This is a genomic window from Nocardioides panacihumi, from assembly GCF_039530925.1.
In the GTDB taxonomy this organism is placed as follows: domain Bacteria; phylum Actinomycetota; class Actinomycetes; order Propionibacteriales; family Nocardioidaceae; genus Nocardioides; species Nocardioides panacihumi.
In genome coordinates this window covers 156,619-174,043 of the sequence record NZ_BAAAPB010000004.1, presented here as the reverse complement: position 1 = coordinate 174,043, position 17,425 = coordinate 156,619, and the positions used below count along the sequence as shown (strand labels likewise).

The window sequence follows — 17,425 nt, the reverse complement described above, 5'->3', positions numbered from 1 at the left end:
AGGGACGCGGAGACCGATTGCCGCCAGACGGGGGGCACCGTGCTCATCGAGCGGTCTAGCGAGCGCCCGGTCGCGCTCACAAACACAGCTCAAGGAGTCAACATGGAACTACACGTCCGTAGTCGCGCGCTGCCGGGCTCCATCCCCGGCGCGCTCCACATGTGCAAAGGCACCCACCTCATCCAGCAGGAGCCGGTGCCGTGCCCGCGCAGCTGCATCGCTCATTACGAAGCATGGGGTGGCAAACACCTGCCGAACGCGATCCTGGCCACGGTCGATCTGCTCCCCGGCACGGAGCCCAGTCACATGTGGACCGGCGAGGATCATGCTTGCCTCGCACATGCGGGCGAGAGGCCGTGGCTCGCGGTGCACATCAACAGTGCCGACTTCCTCGATGACGCCTCCCGGGTTGTCCCCGTGTGGACAGTCAGTCGGTTCGAGCCGCACGTTGGCGACTTCGTCGTCAATCTGTTCGCGGACGAGGAGTCCGCGATGCGCTTCTACGACCTGTTCGTCGATGAGTACGAGGACGACTACGCCTGCGACGACTGAGGTCGGGCGCGCAAGCGGCTGGTCCCTGCCAGGACCAGCCGCTTCGTGCTTTCCGAGCCCTACCTTCACACCCCGGCCGGCCGCAGCTGCCTGCGCCCCGACTGCACGCCATCCCCTGAATCGAGGACCACCATGACCAAGTACTCCCGCACTGACTCACCCTTGCCGTTCGCGCTCCCGCCGCATGTCTGCGCCAGCGAGAGCTGCTCCTGCGTCGTGTACGACGCCGTCTTCGCCGGTCGGCTGGGCGAAGTCATCCTTTACCGCCGTCGGGAACCCATCGAGTCGTGCAGTCCTCTGGTCCTTCAACTAGTCGCCAAGCTCGAAGACCTCATGTAGATACGCGCGCCCCCATTGCCGGCCCCGGGACAAGCAGCACTGTCACCAACTGTTCTGGGCGCTTGGCGCTCGCATCAACAACATGGAGACAAACGTGAACATCCACCTGACGACCTACAACCTCCCAGGCACCTCCTTCTTCCCGGCGCTTAGTCGATGCGACGGCACCCACACGATGGGCGGCGCCCAGGTTCTGTGCCCTGAGGGCTGCATCGCGCACTACGAGCTGGAGGGCAAGTACGAGCCCGCGAACGCGATCCTCGGGATGGTCGACCTGCTTTCCGGCACGGCGGCCACTGAAATCTGGACCGGCGATCACCACCGGTGCCTCGGACGAGCCGACCGATACGCACCTTGGGTGACCGTGCACGAGAACTCCGGGGACTTCGTCCTCGAGGGGTCATCACGTCCACTCCCGGTATCAATCGTCACCTGGTGCGACCCGCTCACGAACGGTTACGGCGCGTCGCTGTTCACGAACGAGGACGCAGCGCGCAACTTCAGCGCAACGTGCAGCGGCGTTTACGAAGACAACTGCACCTGCGACAACTGACGGCGGGCGCTCCTGGCGGCTGATCCCGGCTCGGGATCAGCCGCCGTGCGTGTGGTGTTCGTCTAGCTTGTCGCCCATGACATGGGGGTCGATTAGTGAGAGCGTCAGCTCCGTGTCGTCGTACGCGTCGATCATGCGAATGTAAAGGTCGACGGTTGAGAGCTGCCGATGGCCGGTGATGTCGTCTGCGATCTCCTTGCGGCTCATGCCACTGCGATAGGCGAGCGTGGCCGCGGTGGTCCTGAGGCTGCGAGAGGAGACCCGCATCTCATCCCCCGCTTCGCGCCGAGGTTCCTCAAGCCCTCCGTCGACGAACCCCGCGATTCTACGAAGCGCGCCTTGATAGCCCGTGGACCCCAGCACGGCACCCGTTGGCCCTACAAAGAGCGGCTCGTCATCGCCGGCGTTGTGACTGCGGCGCCGCACCTCAAGGTGTGCCCGAAGTGCGCAGGCCGGACATGCGAGGGGACAACGGCCGCTCTCACGCAGGTCGTGGCTCACCCCCCGCGTGATCGAGGCGCCCCTCCGGCCACGCGCGATCGCCAAGAGACCGCCCTTGTGTTCGTCGGCAGTCAAGGTCCAGATGTAGCCGTCGTCGGTCTCTGTGATCCGTCCCAGTCGCAGCCGGTCGAACTCGGCCTTGCGGTGACCGGTCGCCACGCCCACCAGGAGGATGGCGACGTCCTGGAGCCGTCGCGCGAGATGGGGATCAGAGGCGTTGCTGAGCCACCACCGCCGGTCCTCGCGTTCAGCGGCGTCCCACCACGGGCGCAGCTCAGTCGCAATACGCACATTCCGCTTCTCCTTGCGAGCAGTTCCAATGCCGGCTCTGACGGCGGCGGAAGCGAGTGCTGATCGCAGGCGCTCGGTCGTGCCAGCGACGTCCACGAACCCCTGGTCCCCCTGCACGGCATTGAAGAACTCCGACAAAGCGCGGTGTTCCGGGGCATGGCGTTGGGCATCGACCACAAGGCGCTTGCCGTCGAGCTCGAAGACGATCTCAGCTGCGCGGACCACGAACTGGTCTCTATCGAGACGAAGGATGCCCTCATCAAGGGGATTTCGATCTGCGACGATGCCGCAGGCGATGGCGGCGGCAGCGGCACGGATTGTGTCGGAGATCGGGTAGCACTCGGCCTGCAGGTCTGGATCTACAGCCAGCCCCAGCTGCCGGGCGGTGAAGGCCTCGACGTTCGGCGGTGCCTTGCCGGCGGTCGCCCTCGTGACGGCCGCAAGGTAGGACTCGTACCTCGCGCCGCGAGGATCAGCCAGACCTTGGTCCACGAACCAACGCGCCAGCGCTCCACCCGTGGCTTTGGCGGAAGCCCCGCTCCAGTTCCGCTCGCTAACGCCCGAATGGAGGTACCTCCGGAGCTGCGTTTCGCCAGCATCTGTACGGCTTTTGTCAGCGGGCAGCGGTGACAATCCGTTGGCAGTGCACCATGCCCTGTATGCCTTGATCCGGCGTAGCTCAGTGCCGTGCTGCGGCGTCCGGGTCGCGAGCTCGTCTGCCAGGTGCGCGCGTGCATCTTCAATGGGCGAGGCCTGCTCATGCACGGCGAACGCCCTCGGCAAGCTCGGCTTGAAACTTGTACGCCGCTTGCCGCGCACCCAACTTGGGAAAGTATTGGGCGGTTGTATCCGACTTCCTATGACGCAGGCTGGCTTGGACGCGGTCGAACGCCCAGCCATCCGCGGCTGCTTGCGCCACGAAGCCCTTGCGGATCGAATACGTGGTGAACACCGGCTCGATGCCAGCGAGCAGCGATAGCTCATCGAGGTCGTTCTTGGCGGCCTGCAAGGGCTTCTTCATGGGCCCGCCAGCGAACAGACCGCGGCGCCCACCGACGATCAGGCGGCCATCACGGCCCTGCGCCGCGTCGCGGACGCTCAAGTACTCCGAGATCGCGTCAACTGCCGCACGCCCGGTGGCATCCGTGTAGACACGGACGTCGGCACGTGTGCCAAGTGGATCGTTCTTCGCCACACCGAGAGTCAGCCGCCACCCGTCGAACTCGCCTCTCGAGGGGTTCCGGACGGGCGCGAGCGCTTCGCGGTCAAGCCGCACAAGGTCGGAGACCATCCTGAGTCCTGCCTGCCAGGCGAGGGCAACCCACGCCCTCCCCCGGAGCCACGAATCCGAGTCTGGCTGATGAGCGACGATGACGAGACCACGACGCGTCCCGGCGATCGCCCAACTGTCCGCCGCCGGATCGATCTCCATCGTTGATGCACCGCGACCGCCTCCGCCAAGACGCAGGAACGGCCAGTTGCCCGCTTGCTTCCTCAGCCATCGACCGATCTCGGCGCGATCCTCGGTGTCGAAGATCAGGCCCTCTCTGCGATCCGCAGAGCTGATCAGTCCTCTGATCGCGCAGACGAGGCAGTCCCAGGGCACCCCCGGCGCTCGCTCCCTGTGGTCACAGATGAACCGGTCGCCGTCGATCACGATCGCGGTCTCGGACGCGAGGTCCACATTGTCGAACCTGAGCGCCCGAATCCGGCTGAGCTCCCACCCGCCATCGAGCGCGAGCAGCGCACACGCGACGAGCGTGGCTACACGACAGGGGCGAGTGCGTGCCGCAGCGGTCAGCGGCACCGCGAGCATCTGCTGGACGTCGCTTCGCATGAGCGGGACGTGGTCGCAGGTGACCGTCTCTCCACGAGCGGCCGCGTCAGCGAAGTCCCGCTGCCAACCGCGAAAGGTTGCGCTCCAGGCGCCTTTGTTCTCCTCGCGTCGATGCGCTGGAACGAGTCCGTGGTTGCTGTACGCGTCTGTGATCGACGCCAGCAGGTTGAACATGTGGGACGGCGAGTACGTCAACCCATCCTCGCGGCGCGACAGGAGGAGGTCCTCGAAGGCCGAGTACGGCGCGTCCCACGGGTCGACCCCAGACTCCGCACAGTGCTTCTCCCAGACGTCCCAACGCCTGCGGTGGCCGGCGGCGGTCTCAGCAGCGCTCCGGTGCGTCGCGATGTATGCGTCGATCTCGACATCCAGGTCGTCAAGATCGACATGGCGGATCGGGTCGCGGCTTCGTCGGTGGGTCACTCACCGGACAGTCCTTCAGCGCCGGAGAACTGCAAGCAGGTCGGCGCATCGGTCGGGATGGGGCGGGAACCGGCGGGTGCTTCACGGATCACCCCGGCACACTTCGCCCACTATGACGCTGACGTCGCGGCAGTCGGCGCGGACAGCGCGTGACGGTTCATCCCGTCAACTTGAATGGTGTTGGCTCCAGATACCGACCACGCGATCGACCGCACGGACTGCTCCCAACGAACTCCCGAGCGCCATCTTCACCGCCTTCCACGGCCGACTCGGTGGCACAGCAGGCCGGCGATCTCGCTGTGCGTCCTTAGCCCGCGCTCAAGTTCAGTTTGAGGCGTGGCGCAGAGCCAGCCGCAATTACGTCAGCTGTGATGTCGTTGTCGATGCGTGCCGCGGCCAGCAGAGCTTGAAAGTCGACCCCGTTGTCGGCCAGAAGGTCTCGTGCAAGCCCCAAAAGCTGAGGGGATTCGGCAGGGCCCAGGTCACCGGGTTCGGGTAAACCCCACAGAGACAGTTGTTGGTTTGCTCGACGGTATGACGCTTCGGAGATGACTCCGAGAGCATGTGAACGGAAGACAAGCGCGCGGAGGCTCACTCCCCAGTGACGTTTCAACTCGTGGAGTCTTGGCCAGTCGATGCGGCGCGGGAGTTGGCCAAGAATCTCGTGTCGCGGCATCAAAAGTTCGCTGGCGAAACGGTGGGCTTGGTTCTCCACGAGCTTGGAGCCCGGCTCGGTGTCAGGGTGGAGTACGAGGTGGCCGAGTTCGTGTGCGGCATCAAACCGGCTGCGGGCTCTGTCGTTCTTGGTTGGGGACAGAAACACGAGCGGCCGGTCTGATGCATAGGTTGAGAACGCGTCGACGGCTCGGTCCGTCGTCGGCGGCAGTCGCAGCGCGATGATGCCGTTGGCTTCGATCGATTGAACCACCGAGGCGATCGGCCCGTTGCCAAGTTCCCATAGGTCGCGCGTCGCAGCGGCTGCTTCTTCAATCTCGCTGTCAGTTACGTCGTCTGACAGTTGCACGTCTGGTAGCCGCACGGGCGGAAGGTCGATGTAGTTACTGATTAGGTCGACGACCTCAAGACATACTTCGCCATACGCAAGTGCCTGCTCTCGCGAGGACGCCGAGGTCGATCTGAGGGAGCGAAAGTGGGCGTCGTTAGCGGGGAGCAGGGTGAGTGGTCGGCCCGCTCCGAAGAACTCTCGCGGCAGCCCGAGGTTGAGGCAAAGCTTGTTGAGGACCGGCTGGGTCGGGTAGGCCTTGCCCTTCTCGAACTGGCCGATGGCGGTCGGCGTTACCCCGACCTCTCGGGCAAGGGCAGCTTTCGTTTTGGCACGGAGCCGGCGTGCGACAGTGAGACGGGTTCCGTCGAAGTCGGTGCCGGCGGCGGGAGGGCGGACCTCCAGTTTCACGCCTGCTCCTCCCCTGCCACGGAAGGCTTGAGGGAGAGGGCGGGTTTCGTGACCGGCCGCTCGTCGAAACCGGGGCCGTCGATACGAGAGGAACGGTCATAGCTAGGCGCGTCGACGTTCGCCACGTCCCACCACAGGTCTGTAACAGCCGCGAACGGCTGCTCGCCCATGACTGGGACGGCGAGACGGCCCGCGGTCAGTGGACCGTCAGGGTCGCCGGACCAGAGAAGCAGGTAGTTAGGAACGGCGAGCGGAGCTGAGCCGACCTTGAAGAGCTCGTCCTGTCCACGCGCAGGTGCGAGCCAGCCGCCCATCGCCTGGGTGTTTTCCAGTGCGATCTGATTGCGCGCGTGGCTTTGGTCGCCCCAGTCCGCAAGGAGGTCCAAGCGAGGGCTGCGCCCCTCAGCCATCGGGGTCTTCATGGCCATGAGGCGGAGACCAGGCATCAAGAGGGTGAGGACGTTGCGCGGCGTTTCAAGAGTGAGGCCTTGGACGTCCCAGTGCTTCTCGGGAGCTTCTCGATCATCTCCGAGGTATCGCCGCTGCGCGCGTGACTTGAAGTTCTCGACTGCCTGGATGCCCAGCGACATGTGGGTGTCGCCAAGCTCGTCCGGTTCGTAGCGGTTGACGCACATGGCCCAGACGTCCTGCGCGAGGTCTTGCAGAAGGTCGACGACACCGGCCTCTGTGAGGCGATCTTTGGTTCCAGCCAGGAGTTGTTCGACGCTCTCTTGCACGCTGCCATTGCGCTCCAACATGACCATAGTCAACCACACGTGCGCGCTTGCCGTACACGCTCACGCGTGTCGAGTGCGCAGAACGTGCGCGGGAATGAAGTGAAACGCTTGCTTTACCTACGCGAGGTGTGCTCTCTTTGGGTTAGAGCACGAGAAACCCCAGCCGGGGTTTCCCTCGGCTCGGGGCCTCTCGCGTCCGTTGCTACCGGAACAACAGAGGATAGCCACCTCGTCGTGCCTCGATCATGGGGCCAGGTGGCACAGCCCGGCCGCTGGCAATCCGTGCTCGGAAAGTTGGTCAGCATGTCCACCGACAGAGCGTCGACCCAAGCGCGCAACGCGAGGGGCGTCGTGCCGTTCCAGCCCTACGATCCCGTTCTGAAGTCTCCCTACGCGCACGGCACGCTGGTGTTTGCCGCGCTCCGTTCCGACCTTGACCGTCCGGGTCTCGAGGCCTGGCTCGGCAAGGTCGATGGTCTTATCCAGACTCTTCGGGCCAGTACCGACGAGGACGGGGCGCGGCGCGCGACGGTGGCGGTCGGGTTCGGGCCGACGCTCTTCGTGAACCCAACGACGGCGCTGCCAAGGTTCGGCGACATCCAGCCTCCGGCCGGGTTCGCGCGGCTCCCGTCGGTGCCGCAAGGTGCGCCGGTCAGTGCCGATGTCGTGTTCTACCTCGTCGCGACCGCGGAGGCAGAGATCGCGCGGTTCATCAGGGGCCTCGCCGACGGGCACGACGTCGTGTCCCTGGCGCTTGAGTCGGGCTACAAGTCGCGGCCGGACCGCGACGCGTTCGGCTACGCCGACGGGCTCCGCAACGCCCGCGACACCCGCAACGACGTAGTGTTCGTCGACGCCGACCGCAACCCCGACGAGCCGGCCTGGGCGGTCCGCGGGACGTACCTGGCCTACATGTGCATCCGGCAGAACGCGTCCTCGTTCGACGCGCTTTCCCCCGAGGAACAGGATCGCATCGTCGGCCGGGACCGAGCGGGACGGCGCCTGGACCTGCAGGCGGGGACCGACGTCAGGACCGAAGCCGGTTTCACTGGCGACGTGCCGCCGGTCTGTTCCCACGTCCGCAAGGCCGGCCCTCGTGGTGGTCCGCATCAGGATGCCGCGCAGATCTTCCGCCGCGGCATGCCCTTCTACGAAGTTGACGCGAACGGCCAGTTCGGCGAAGGCCTCCAGTTCGTCTCCTTCCAGGCCTCCCTCGACCAGTTCGACGTCATCCTCAACCGGTGGATGTTCAACAGCGACTTCCCCACCACCGGCGCCGGGGTCGACAGCCTGTTCGGGCAGGGCCACGCCAGCATCGAGCGCTGGGGGTTCTACTTCGTCCCGCCCGACATCGACGGCCCCATCGGTACCGGCATGCTGAAGGCACCGCCGGTGGCGCGCCCCACCAAGACGGGCCGCGTCGCGGTGCGCAAGAGAGTCGTGGACAGCAACGGCAACCCGTCACGAGGCGAGCTCGGTGGATTCACCTTCCAGGTGACGAAGCTCGACGGCACGCCCGTCGGCGCACCGTTCACCACGGACTCTGTCGGACATGCCATCTCGGAAGAGATCCCGGCCGGGGACTACCAGCTCGTCGAGGTCACCGTGCCTCCGCCGCTCGGCGCAGCGGCACCTACGCCGTTCACTCTCAAGAACGGACAGGAGTTGGTCCACGTCACGAACACCGCTCCGGCGGGGGCGAACGGCTACTAGCGGGAGATGCCCGCCCTGCCCAGCCTAGGGCGGGCACCCGCCGCTGACGTTCGTCTACTCGCCGACGAGACTGTCGATCCCATCTCGTGGGCTCAGCCATCTGTCGGTCAGGGGTGGCTCGTGTCAAGGCACGTGTCGATCCCACTCTCAGAAGGCTGTCGGCGAGGCACGCCCGCATCAGGAAAACTGTCTCCTCTGCAAAGAGAAGCACCACTCGAGGCGCTTTCCGCAGAGAGCTTCTCGGCAGCGGGCGCGGGGAAGTGTCGGCAGTTCGCGGCCTTTGTCGGAGCCGCGCGTTACCGTGTGGCCATGACCAAGACGGACTTTCCGACGCGTGAGCGCATGGAGGATCGGCGCTCGGAGATCCTTGCCGATCTCGGCATCAGCGTCGAGGAGCTTGTACGACGCGCGGAGGAAGGCGAGTTGGTCGGCGACGAGTGGCTGGCGTGGGCCGAGATCGAGGAGCTCGGCTACCTGCTCGGTGAGTGAGCCGGTCGACTCGCTCCTAGCTCTTGCTACGGAGTTCTCTGACCAACTGGTGGATCTGCTCACGCGGTCGTTCGACGCCGTTCCCGACCTTACGGTCACGCCGTATCGCGAGCGCGTGGTCATCAAGACCAGCGATGACGGTGTGCCGCTGACAATCAGCGGCAACCTCTACGGCTGGCTGCGACCAAGCTTCCAGTGCCGGTTCGACCATGTGGGCCACTGCCTCGCGATTCACAAGGCGAACTTCTGGATCGGTTCGTCCAAGACGCGTTCACCCTTGATCCGCTTCGAGTACGAATACGAATCTCGGACGGCGCCCCACTCGCACATTCAAATCCACGCCGAATCGGGCGTTCTGTCGAGCCTGCTCACGCGGGCACGCCACACGACGCCGCACGACCTATCCAAGTTGCACCTGCCGACGGGAGGGTCACGGTTCCGGCCAAACCTCGAGGACGTGATCCAGTTCCTCATCGAGGAGTGCCGCCTCGACCACCGCGACACCTGGCGCGCCGCCGTGAACGACCACCGCGCCGAGTGGCGGCGAGTTCAGACCCGCGCCGTGGCTCGTGCGATGCCCGCGGAGGCAGCGCGTGCGCTGCGCGAACTCGGCTACAAGGTCACTCCGCCCGCTACCGGTGATCCCGAGCCGAAACCAAAGGCCCTTACTGCCTGGTAAGTGTCGCGAGTAGGCCTTGACGCCGTCTGGTGACCGGTGGTCGTACGTGGTGGAGGCATGTGATCAGCTCGTTGCGGGCGGCCCGGTTGGCGGGTGCGTCATACCGCCGCTTTTGCCGCGGCTTCCTCGGGACGCGCGCATCCGTACGTGGCATCCGATTGGCAGTCCGCTTCGGACAGGGTCGCGAGATCGGACTGCGGACTTGCGCATGTCCCGCCCAGAAGGCCGCTTCCGGCTGGTGACCGAGCGTTGCGTTAAGGGTGCTCCGCCGCACAACGGCGTCCGCGAAACGGGCAGCCCTTTGAAGCATTCGACTGCGGCGGGATCGAGATGCGTGGAGGTCAGCGCGGGTGCGCGGAGTGGGTCGATCTGGTGACATCGGCCAGGGTGGAGGCGGCGACCTCGGGGAACCGGCGGCGGCTTGGCGAGGCGTCGAGGGTCATGTCCGTGGTGTTCATGACGACTGCGGCCTTGGCCTTGCGGGCGAGGTCTGGGTTGATGGGGCGGGCAAGGGCTGCCAGTGCCTTCAGCGCCGACAGTGGGACGTGTCGAGGTGAGTCGCTACGTCCGCGAAGTGTGAGCAGGTGCTGGGCGAGGTCGAGGAAGCTGAGGTCGTCCGGTCCGCCGACGGTGATCTCTGTGCCGATCCGCGGGTCGCCGAGGGCGGCAAGGCAGATGAAGGTGGCGACGTCGTCGGCCGACACGAAGTTGATCGGGTTCGTGCCTGGTCCCATTACCAGCGCCGGCCCGCCTGCTGCGACCTTGGCGCCGATGAGGTCCAACCATGTCTGCATGAACGGGGTCGCACGGACCGTGACGCCTGTGAGCCCGCTGTTGTGCAGCTCCTGTTCGGCGGCGTACTTCATCCGGTGCAGTGACATCGGATGGTGTGGCCCGGCGCCGACGACTGACCCCAGCACGAAGCGTTCCACCCCGGCTCGCGTCGCTGCCGCGATCAGGCGGGAGTTGCCGCCCTTGTCGACCGCTGCCGGACTGGTCCTGGTGGGGCCCGTGAAGCCGTGCACGACAGAGATCACGCAGCTGCAGCCTCCCACGACGGCATCGAGGCGGCCGCGACGTAGGTCGCCCGTGACGACTTGCGCACCCGCTGGAAGGCCGGCCGCGCGAGCGGGATCGCGGCTCAGCACGCGTACGTCCTCGCCATTCGCGTCGAGCAGCTGGACGACCTTGCGGCCCAGGAGGCCGGATCCGCCGGCCACGAGGATCATGTTCGCGTCCCGGCTTCAGGGGCGGTTGTGACGGCGCGGTGCACGGCGTCTTCGACGTTGCCGGAGTCGCGCTCGACCGGTTCCAAGTAGAGGCGTGCGGCCTGGATGAGTTCGTCCTCGACCTCGAAGATGATCACTCCGTGCATCTCGTGCGCGGCCCCGTCGTGCCGGGTTCCCGACATCCGCCACTCGGACCAGACGAAGCTGCCGTTCACCGCAGCGTCGAGCACGGTCGCCTCCAGGTCGCGAACTCCGGCCAAGATCTGGCCCCAGTTGCGCCGCACCTGGTCGCGACCGCGGAACCCACGGAGCGGATGCGCCGGAGTGAGGTTGACGTAGTCCTCGGCGAAGCAGGCCACGATCGCGTCCAGATCATGGTCGCTCGTCACGTCGGCCAGACGCTCGATGACCTGCAGCGGATTCGATGCCATGACCACACTCCGATGTTTGTTACAGTGAACTGTAACCAAAATGAGTATGGACGGAGCCATGGTCGACGTCAAGCGCAGCTACGACTCCAGTCGGCGACAGGAGCAGGCACGTCGTAACCGTGACGCCGTCCTGAATGCGGCAGAGCGCCGATTCCTCGCCGATGGCTACGGCGTCACCACGATCACCGCGATCGCCAGTGAGGCGGGGGTGTCGGCCGAGACCGTCTACAAGAGGTTCGGGGGCAAGGCCGGCCTCGTCACGGCCATCTGGGAACGCGGACTCGCAGGCCGAGGCCCGGTCCCGGCACCTCAGCGGTCCGACGAGATGCAGGCCCGGGAGGAAGACCCGCGGCAGATCATTCGCAACTGGGGCCAGCTCACCGCAGAGGTCGCACCACGGGTGGCGCCGATCCTGCTCCTCGTCCGCGCCGCCGCGGCCACCGACCCCGAGATGGCGAGACTGCTGGCCGACGCTGACCGGCAACGACTACGCAGGATGCGACACAACGCAGAAGCCCTGACCGACCACCTGAGGACAGGTATGTCCCCAGGCGAAGCAGCCGAGATCATGTGGACCTACAGCTCACCAGACCTCTACGACCTGCTGGTGGTACGCCGCCGGTGGACGCTTCCCCGCTACAGCCGATTCATCTCCGAAGCAATGATCAACGCACTGCTGCGGTAACGCCGCTCCGCGGATACCCGGCACGTTCGACCCCGGCGAGCGCCGGACGTGGCGCGCGGGTCGGTGACGGCCATACAGCTGCGGTAGTCGAGCTGCTCCTCGCGGTCGATGTCTCGGTGTTCCGGCCGGTTCCGCGACCGCGTATACGTCACGTGGACCGTCGCCGCGGACGGCGCCCCCTCTTCGGTGCGATAGGGCCTGGAAGTGGGCGCAGATCGCCGTGAAGCGCCAACGAGCGGTCAGGGCAGCGCCTTTTCTACTGGCGTGAGTTGCTCCTGCAGGTGGACCATCAGCCACATGGGATCGCTTTCGGACGAACTTTGGCGCTCGTCGCCCATGGCTCCCTGCGGGTGCCTGTGGGATGGATCGCGGTGCCCACATTGCGGCCTGCTGGCGACGCACTCCGGCGATGCTTGGGAGCCGCGGCATACCCGCGCCTGCCACGGTCGAGCGACCGCCCCTTCGCCGCTTCGCGGCGTTGCTGGGCCGACCACCGGTCCGAGCGATGACGACTTCTAACGGTCCCGGACGTGAGACCCAAAGCGCCTCCCGCGCGCCCCGCACCTGACGCTCGGACGACCTGCGGCCAGCATTCCTGCATTCCACGCCAGCAAACGAGCGCGCGGAAACGGCGGACGTGGACGATAGATTCGGACCAGGGCGGAAGATTCAGCACGCTGCGGACCGCTGATCCGCGCCTCAGCCCAAGCCACGCTCAGCCACCCGTCACGTGGCACCAGTGACAGGCGGCGTAGCCCACGCTCAGGAGGATCGGGACGTCGCGCCGCCTGGCCTCGTCGAAGGCCGCCGGCTCCCACTCCCACCAGTCGACGGGGTTGTCCGCGTGCTGGAGCAGGTAGGGGGATGTCGCGTTCGCGAGCCGGTTGGCCACCGAGGGCCTCCTCTTGTCACTGGACCAGTGATGGCGAATGCAGGATCCGGGGCTCCCTGCATTCGTTTCCGCATTGCTCAGACCATCGTGCCGCTTCGTGCCGGATCGTGTCGGGCGGGTCCACCGAGGACCGGAGAGGGCCGATTGTGGCCAGCTCATCTCCTCGGACGGTGCCCGCCCATGACCACGACAATCACCGCCACCGCGGGCTGACACAATGCCGGGCGCGCCAGGCCGTACGCCGGGAGGGCGACCTCCACTACGCGGACAACGCCTTGGCCGGCTACCAACACGCAGCGGCGGACTGGCTCTGGCTCGCGGGCGCTTTACCTGCCGCCGGGCACGCCTGACTCCCAACAGCTGCGTCATCTCCTCCCGTCTTGCCGGCGGAGGCGTCCGGTGAGTGCGGTCGCCGCCGAGGGCCACTGACTCGGGTGGCAGGTTCGGCGGAGGTCAGTCCGGTCAGGGAGCGGGTCAGGCGAAGTCGAGCGCTGGTGAGTCGGCACGGAGCGGGATCCGCGCTTCCCGTCGCTACCTGCCGCGACAATGCGATTGCCACGGAAGGGGCCCCGCCCGTGCACGCTTCGCGTGCCGAGCGGGGCCCATTCCTTCAGGCGCGTCTCCTGGCTGGAGCTCAGGCGACGACGTAGGCGCCGGACTCGACCGGCAGGCCTGCTGCGACCCAGTCCTGGATTCCCTCGCGGTACTTGCGGACGTTGGTGTACCCGGCCGTCACGAGCCGCTGCGCGACCGCCTGGCTGTTGGGGCATGCCTCGTTCGAGCAGTACGTCACGATCGCGGCGTCCTTGTCCGGCAGCAGCGACTCAGCGCCATCCGCGACGTCGGCCGCGACCAGCGGGAGCGCCCCGGGCAGGTGCTGCTGCTCGTAGTACATCCCTCCGAGCGCGTCGATGACCGTGACGGCCCCGGAGTCGATGGCGGCCTTCAGGTCGTCGCGGGTGATGAGTTCAGTCATGGCGATTCCATTCTCACGAGTAGGTGTGTGCGCACGTAACTATACTGAGCGTGCGTGCGCACGCAAACTCGCGTACCATCGGGCCCCGTGACGTCACGCAAGAAGCTCGCCGCCGACGCATGGGGTGCGTTGCTCCAAGTGCATGCTGCGCTTGTCCCCGCCTTGGACAAGCAGGTCCAGGCGGTCACCGGTCTGCCGCTGTCGTGGTACGACGTGCTGCTCGAGCTTGCCAGCGAGCCGCAGGGGCGCCTGCGGATGAGCGACCTCGCCGAGCGGGTCGTCCTGAGCCGCACCCGGGTCAGTCGACTCGTGGAGGAGCTCGTCGCGCGCGGCTTGGTGATGAAGGAGGCTCACCCCGACGACAAGCGCTCGGCCTACGCGGTGATCACGGAGTCAGGACGAGCGAGCTTCCGTGCGTCTGCCCCGGTCTACGTGCAGGCGATCGAGGCACGGTTCGCCTCTCATCTGTCGGACGACGATCTCGTTACGTTGGCCGACATTCTGAACAAGATCCCGAAGTCCACGTCCTGACACCACGGTCGAAGCCTTCCCCGGATCTGCGGCCCGCGCCATGCTGACACCACAGCGACGTCCCGGATGACGTGCTCGACCTTCCGCTCCTGCGCCTCCTTGCGACCGGCCGCGACGGCCGACTCCTTCATCTCGTGGACGCCCGCCAGCATCGCGGCGGTCGGGCCGGCCAGTACACCTCCAGGTACCACCTGGGTTCCGAGCTCTCATGTCGGGCAAGCACGCATGCCGCGGCCGACGAGGCTTCCTTTGCCTCACACCGAGAGGCAGGAGGCCGACCCGGCGGTGAGGACGTGAGCCCCTACGCGTCGCCAGTGGTCATCCGCGGAACGGTGCGAGTCGGATGGTCAGGTCGGTCGCCGCGTACCGGCGCAGGTACGCGGCTCGTCCTCGGGGCACCTGCCGCGCCTCGGCTCGCCACAGGCGGGTGAACTCCCGCTTGAACCCGAGCCTCGGGTGCTCGTGAACGACTCGTCGACGGACGGCGTCGGGGATGTCGCCGGCGCGGAGTCCGAACACGTCGACGCCCGCGCCCGCCGAGAGCAGGTAGGCCTCGGGGCCTGCCTCCAGCGTAACCCCCGGGGTGTGGTGCAGGGCGATGGCGTTGGTCATGACTTCCCGCTGGGCTGCCGACAGTCCGTGACGGTCTGCGAACAGCCGCAGGAGGGCGGCGCTTCGGACGGTGAAGTCGACATCACGTATGCCACTAGGCAGGCCCGTGTCGTGGAACATCGAGGCGACGTAGAGCAGCTCGCGGTCGAAGTCGACCCCATCGACACCGGCGAGCGCTGCGCCCCAGGCGTAGGCGCGGTGGGAGTGCTGCAGCACGGCGGGGCTGAGGAGGTCGTGGGCCGCGGCCGCCGCGTCGCGCGCCGTCGTCGAGTCGGGGGCTGACAGAGCGGTCGGATCGAGGTGGGCGTGACGGCCCCGGTGACGGCGGGCGGCGAGGGCGAGGTGCCCCAGCACGATGTCGCGATGCCCGCGGGACAACGGCCGAGCGAGAGCGAAACGCTCACGGCGGGTCAGGACGCCCCCAGTGCGTTCGGTCCACCCGATGGTGCCAAGAACGGGGGGCAGTGCCTGTGTCATACCCGCACCTTACGACAAACCGTCCGCTATCGACATGTCACGGACTACACGTTTGAGTCGTCATGTGCTCAGCGCCGCCTGATTCCCCCTTCACGAGGCAGCCGCCTCAAACATGCCCGAGCAGTACACCGAGCCAGTGAGCAGGCTTTCGCACGCCCGCCTCGCTGCACCACCAGGATTCCGCCGCAGCGCGGGCGATTTCCTCCTGCCTCTGCCAGACATGCTCTGACGAGGCAGGCACGGCCTCGGCCTGGGGATACGGGGCGGCTCGAAGCAACCGTTCATCGCTTGAGTGCGTCTTGATCTTGGAAGGGCCCTCGAGTCGTTCCTTCAGCCGATCTGACCCACAGGAGCTTCTCGCCATGACCGTCCTGCTACGCCGTACCGCGCCGCCACTTGCGGCCGCTGTTGCCGGGGTATGCCTCTCCCCCGTGCTTCCCGTCCACGCCGAGGCGGCCGTCATCCGCGACCGCGCCGGTGACATCTCCCAGCCCTGGGACCTTCACCGGGTTGACGTGCGCAACAACGCCCGCAATGTGTGGATCAAGATGTCGTTCCGTGACCTCGCCCCTGATGAGGTCGCCGGCGCTTCATTGTTCCTGAACACCGACCTGGACCAGCGCCCTGACTTCGTCTTCAATGCCGGCTTGTTCGACGGGACCGACTACCAGCTCGCGACGACCAACTCGTGGAACGTTCGCAAGCCGGGCGAGATGGTCAACTGTTCCTACCGGATGTGGCTGGACTACGCGACCAACACCGCACGAGTACGGTTCTCCAAGGCATGCCTGTCCTCCTCGGGTAACGGAACCGTCCGGGTCGAGGTCCGCACCTCGGGCCAAGACGGCGAGGGTGGAACGATCGTTGACTGGCTCGGCAAAGGCCGCCGATTCAGCAGGACCATCGCTCAGCGTTAGCCGGTCGCCGCTCGTCTGGCACGCGCAGCATCAGCCGTTCTGCATCGCGCCGACCCGAGGGGTATCAACCTTCGGGCCGGCGCGGGCTCGAGTTCGCGTCAACGGCGGCGTTTGACCTTGACGTCGTCCAGGCAGGTGGCGGTCATCGTCAACGGCGTGTGCGTGATGCCTCTGGACTCGAGGAACTGCGTGGCCAAGAGCTCGCCCTCAATCAAGGCGGCTTCATCGGCTTCAGCAGCGGACTCCTCGCAGACCTGAAGCAAGTAGCGCAGCATGAAGCGCGTCAGCGAGGGCGCGTAGGTGAAGGTGCCCTCAGACGTGAAGGCGGACAGGAGCAGGTCGTGTTCGGACTGCTCGGCGCGAAGCTGGGCAGTGACGTCCGCCGACAGGCTGGTGAACTGGCCAGTCGCCTGCACTCGATAGGTCCTCGTCGCCTCGGCGGTCATGCCGACGCCGATTCGATCTGCTCACGCAGCCAGTCCCGCAGCACCGTGTTGACGCGGATGCCGAGATCGACCTGGGGCGCAAACACCTCCGGCTCCGCGGTGTCCGCCTGGTCCGCTTGAAGTGCCTCCAGGGCGGCGAGTTCATGTTCGACGTGGGCGAGGTCGCGCTCGAAAGTCTGCATCCTGTCGGCCGGGTCGAGGAGCGGTGTGAGGAACAGGCGCAAGCCGCTCTCGCTGCGCTGAGACCGGTCCGGCTCGGCTTCGACCAGCCAACGCCTCAGCTCGGCACGACCCGTGTCGGTGATGCCGTAGGTCTTGCTGCGGCGTGCTCCTTCACCGACCAGGTTGATGAGGCCGGCGGCCTCCAGCTTGGCGAGCTCGGGGTAGATCTGGCTGTGACCGGCGTGCCAGGAGGTGCTGAGCGAACGGTCGAACGTCTGAGTGAGCTCGTACCCGGTCGAAGGGCGGCGGGCGAGAAGCCCGAGCACCGCGTAACGCAAAGACATGGCAGCATCCTAGCGAACGATTGTCGTGCTTGACATGTCGTATTTGACATGTAAAGTTCATGATGTGACTGCTCGCGCATTCGAGCCACGTACATGCTCACCCGCCCGCTCAGGCTCGTACCCGGGCGGGGGCTCTTGCCGTCAGAGCCGGTGGGGCGTCCGTGCGATCCCCCCTTCGAGTCACAACGTCACACG

At 66.4% G+C, this 17,425-nt stretch carries 19 protein-coding genes and 1 pseudogene; 8 read left to right on the top strand and 12 right to left on the bottom strand.

Annotation, left to right across the window (positions count from 1 at the left end):
- The first annotated feature begins 102 nt into the window (after positions 1-102).
- A complete protein-coding gene (locus ABD205_RS16875) occupies positions 103-552 on the top strand; it encodes a hypothetical protein (protein WP_344046768.1) in 450 nt (149 codons plus the stop codon).
- A gap of 65 nt (positions 553-617) precedes the next feature.
- Here the strand turns inward: ABD205_RS16875 and ABD205_RS16870 are convergent, their stop codons facing one another.
- On the bottom strand, positions 618-809 hold the full coding sequence (locus ABD205_RS16870; RefSeq protein ID WP_344046766.1) for a hypothetical protein: 192 nt from the start codon (positions 807-809) through the stop codon (positions 618-620).
- 176 nt (positions 810-985) lie between these two features.
- On the opposite strand from ABD205_RS16870, the gene ABD205_RS16865 reads away from it, so the two are divergent.
- Positions 986-1,444 carry a hypothetical protein gene (locus ABD205_RS16865; protein ID WP_344046764.1) on the top strand — a complete coding sequence of 153 codons (459 nt, stop codon included), beginning with the start codon at positions 986-988 and terminating at the stop codon, positions 1,442-1,444.
- A 36-nt stretch (positions 1,445-1,480) separates the two neighbouring features.
- Here ABD205_RS16865 and ABD205_RS16860 read toward each other — a convergent pair whose 3' ends face one another.
- The 4 genes from ABD205_RS16860 to ABD205_RS16845 form a co-directional block, all read right to left on the bottom strand.
- Entirely contained in the window at positions 1,481-3,001 is a 1,521-nt protein-coding gene (locus ABD205_RS16860) for a site-specific integrase (RefSeq protein WP_344046762.1), read from the bottom strand.
- On the bottom strand, positions 2,994-4,496 hold the full coding sequence (locus ABD205_RS16855) for a site-specific integrase (protein WP_344046760.1): 1,503 nt from the start codon (positions 4,494-4,496) through the stop codon (positions 2,994-2,996). Before ABD205_RS16855 ends, ABD205_RS16860 begins: the two co-directional genes overlap by 8 nt.
- Before the next feature lie 307 nt (positions 4,497-4,803).
- Positions 4,804-5,910 carry an XRE family transcriptional regulator gene (locus ABD205_RS16850; protein WP_344046758.1) on the bottom strand — a complete coding sequence of 369 codons (1,107 nt, stop codon included), beginning with the start codon at positions 5,908-5,910 and terminating at the stop codon, positions 4,804-4,806.
- Complete coding sequence (locus ABD205_RS16845) at positions 5,907-6,668, bottom strand: hypothetical protein (RefSeq protein ID WP_344046756.1); 762 nt, start codon at positions 6,666-6,668, stop codon at positions 5,907-5,909. The genes ABD205_RS16850 and ABD205_RS16845 overlap by 4 nt, the downstream gene beginning before the upstream one ends.
- A 234-nt stretch (positions 6,669-6,902) precedes the next feature.
- Here ABD205_RS16845 and ABD205_RS16840 point away from each other — a divergent pair, with 234 nt between their 5' ends.
- The 3 genes from ABD205_RS16840 (at position 6,903) to ABD205_RS16830 (ending at position 9,528) form a co-directional block, all read left to right on the top strand.
- On the top strand, positions 6,903-8,360 hold the full coding sequence (locus ABD205_RS16840; RefSeq protein ID WP_344046754.1) for a Dyp-type peroxidase: 1,458 nt from the start codon (positions 6,903-6,905) through the stop codon (positions 8,358-8,360).
- Positions 8,361-8,669: 309 nt separating this feature from the next.
- Positions 8,670-8,849: a hypothetical protein gene (locus ABD205_RS16835; protein WP_344046752.1), complete on the top strand. Its 180-nt coding sequence runs from the start codon at positions 8,670-8,672 to the stop codon at positions 8,847-8,849.
- A gap of 49 nt (positions 8,850-8,898) precedes the next feature.
- Positions 8,899-9,528 carry a hypothetical protein gene (locus ABD205_RS16830; protein ID WP_344046751.1) on the top strand — a complete coding sequence of 210 codons (630 nt, stop codon included), beginning with the start codon at positions 8,899-8,901 and terminating at the stop codon, positions 9,526-9,528.
- Between the two features lie 341 nt (positions 9,529-9,869).
- Here the strand turns inward: ABD205_RS16830 and ABD205_RS16825 are convergent, their stop codons facing one another.
- A complete protein-coding gene (locus ABD205_RS16825) occupies positions 9,870-10,757 on the bottom strand; it encodes an SDR family oxidoreductase (protein ID WP_344046750.1) in 888 nt (295 codons plus the stop codon).
- Positions 10,754-11,188 (bottom strand): nuclear transport factor 2 family protein, encoded by a 435-nt coding sequence (locus tag ABD205_RS16820; protein ID WP_344046748.1) that lies wholly within the window; start codon positions 11,186-11,188, stop codon positions 10,754-10,756. Before ABD205_RS16820 ends, ABD205_RS16825 begins: the two co-directional genes overlap by 4 nt.
- A 40-nt stretch (positions 11,189-11,228) precedes the next feature.
- On the opposite strand from ABD205_RS16820, the gene ABD205_RS16815 reads away from it, so the two are divergent.
- A complete protein-coding gene (locus ABD205_RS16815) occupies positions 11,229-11,873 on the top strand; it encodes a TetR/AcrR family transcriptional regulator (RefSeq protein WP_344046747.1) in 645 nt (214 codons plus the stop codon).
- Positions 11,874-12,600: 727 nt separating this feature from the next.
- Here the strand turns inward: ABD205_RS16815 and ABD205_RS16810 are convergent.
- Positions 12,601-12,765 (bottom strand): annotated as a pseudogene (locus tag ABD205_RS16810) (DUF255 domain-containing protein); the annotation flags it as partial.
- Between the two features lie 634 nt (positions 12,766-13,399).
- On the bottom strand, positions 13,400-13,741 hold the full coding sequence (locus ABD205_RS16805; RefSeq protein WP_344046744.1) for a rhodanese-like domain-containing protein: 342 nt from the start codon (positions 13,739-13,741) through the stop codon (positions 13,400-13,402).
- Between the two features lie 87 nt (positions 13,742-13,828).
- On the opposite strand from ABD205_RS16805, the gene ABD205_RS16800 reads away from it, so the two are divergent.
- Positions 13,829-14,272, top strand: coding sequence for a MarR family winged helix-turn-helix transcriptional regulator (locus tag ABD205_RS16800; protein ID WP_344046742.1), 444 nt, complete (start codon positions 13,829-13,831; stop codon positions 14,270-14,272).
- Positions 14,273-14,590: 318 nt separating this feature from the next.
- Here ABD205_RS16800 and ABD205_RS16795 read toward each other — a convergent pair whose 3' ends face one another.
- The gene (locus ABD205_RS16795; RefSeq protein ID WP_344046740.1) at positions 14,591-15,262 is read right to left on the bottom strand and encodes an HD domain-containing protein; all 672 of its coding nucleotides are present in this window, start codon (positions 15,260-15,262) and stop codon (positions 14,591-14,593) included.
- Between the two features lie 461 nt (positions 15,263-15,723).
- Here ABD205_RS16795 and ABD205_RS16790 point away from each other — a divergent pair, with 461 nt between their 5' ends.
- On the top strand, positions 15,724-16,278 hold the full coding sequence (locus tag ABD205_RS16790) for a hypothetical protein (protein ID WP_344046738.1): 555 nt from the start codon (positions 15,724-15,726) through the stop codon (positions 16,276-16,278).
- A 98-nt stretch (positions 16,279-16,376) separates the two neighbouring features.
- Here ABD205_RS16790 and ABD205_RS16785 read toward each other — a convergent pair whose 3' ends face one another.
- Together ABD205_RS16785 and ABD205_RS16780 are read right to left on the bottom strand one after the other, a co-directional pair.
- Positions 16,377-16,724 carry a DUF6204 family protein gene (locus tag ABD205_RS16785; RefSeq protein ID WP_344046736.1) on the bottom strand — a complete coding sequence of 116 codons (348 nt, stop codon included), beginning with the start codon at positions 16,722-16,724 and terminating at the stop codon, positions 16,377-16,379.
- The gene (locus ABD205_RS16780; protein WP_344046734.1) at positions 16,721-17,230 is read right to left on the bottom strand and encodes a PadR family transcriptional regulator; all 510 of its coding nucleotides are present in this window, start codon (positions 17,228-17,230) and stop codon (positions 16,721-16,723) included. The genes ABD205_RS16785 and ABD205_RS16780 overlap by 4 nt, the downstream gene beginning before the upstream one ends.
- Between the last annotated feature and the right edge of the window lie 195 nt (positions 17,231-17,425).

Coding starts and splice junctions, on each gene's coding strand:
- ABD205_RS16875 (WP_344046768.1), top strand. CDS start 103: ATGGAACTACACGTCCGTAGTCGCGCGCTGCCGGGCTCCATCCCCGGC.
- ABD205_RS16870 (WP_344046766.1), bottom strand. CDS start 809: ATGACTTCGCCCAGCCGACCGGCGAAGACGGCGTCGTACACGACGCAG.
- ABD205_RS16845 (WP_344046756.1), bottom strand. CDS start 6,668: ATGTTGGAGCGCAATGGCAGCGTGCAAGAGAGCGTCGAACAACTCCTG.
- ABD205_RS16835 (WP_344046752.1), top strand. CDS start 8,670: ATGACCAAGACGGACTTTCCGACGCGTGAGCGCATGGAGGATCGGCGC.
- ABD205_RS16825 (WP_344046750.1), bottom strand. CDS start 10,757: ATGATCCTCGTGGCCGGCGGATCCGGCCTCCTGGGCCGCAAGGTCGTC.
- ABD205_RS16820 (WP_344046748.1), bottom strand. CDS start 11,188: ATGGCATCGAATCCGCTGCAGGTCATCGAGCGTCTGGCCGACGTGACG.
- ABD205_RS16815 (WP_344046747.1), top strand. CDS start 11,229: ATGAGTATGGACGGAGCCATGGTCGACGTCAAGCGCAGCTACGACTCC.
- ABD205_RS16805 (WP_344046744.1), bottom strand. CDS start 13,741: ATGACTGAACTCATCACCCGCGACGACCTGAAGGCCGCCATCGACTCC.
- ABD205_RS16790 (WP_344046738.1), top strand. CDS start 15,724: ATGACCGTCCTGCTACGCCGTACCGCGCCGCCACTTGCGGCCGCTGTT.
- ABD205_RS16785 (WP_344046736.1), bottom strand. CDS start 16,724: ATGACCGCCGAGGCGACGAGGACCTATCGAGTGCAGGCGACTGGCCAG.
- ABD205_RS16780 (WP_344046734.1), bottom strand. CDS start 17,230: ATGTCTTTGCGTTACGCGGTGCTCGGGCTTCTCGCCCGCCGCCCTTCG.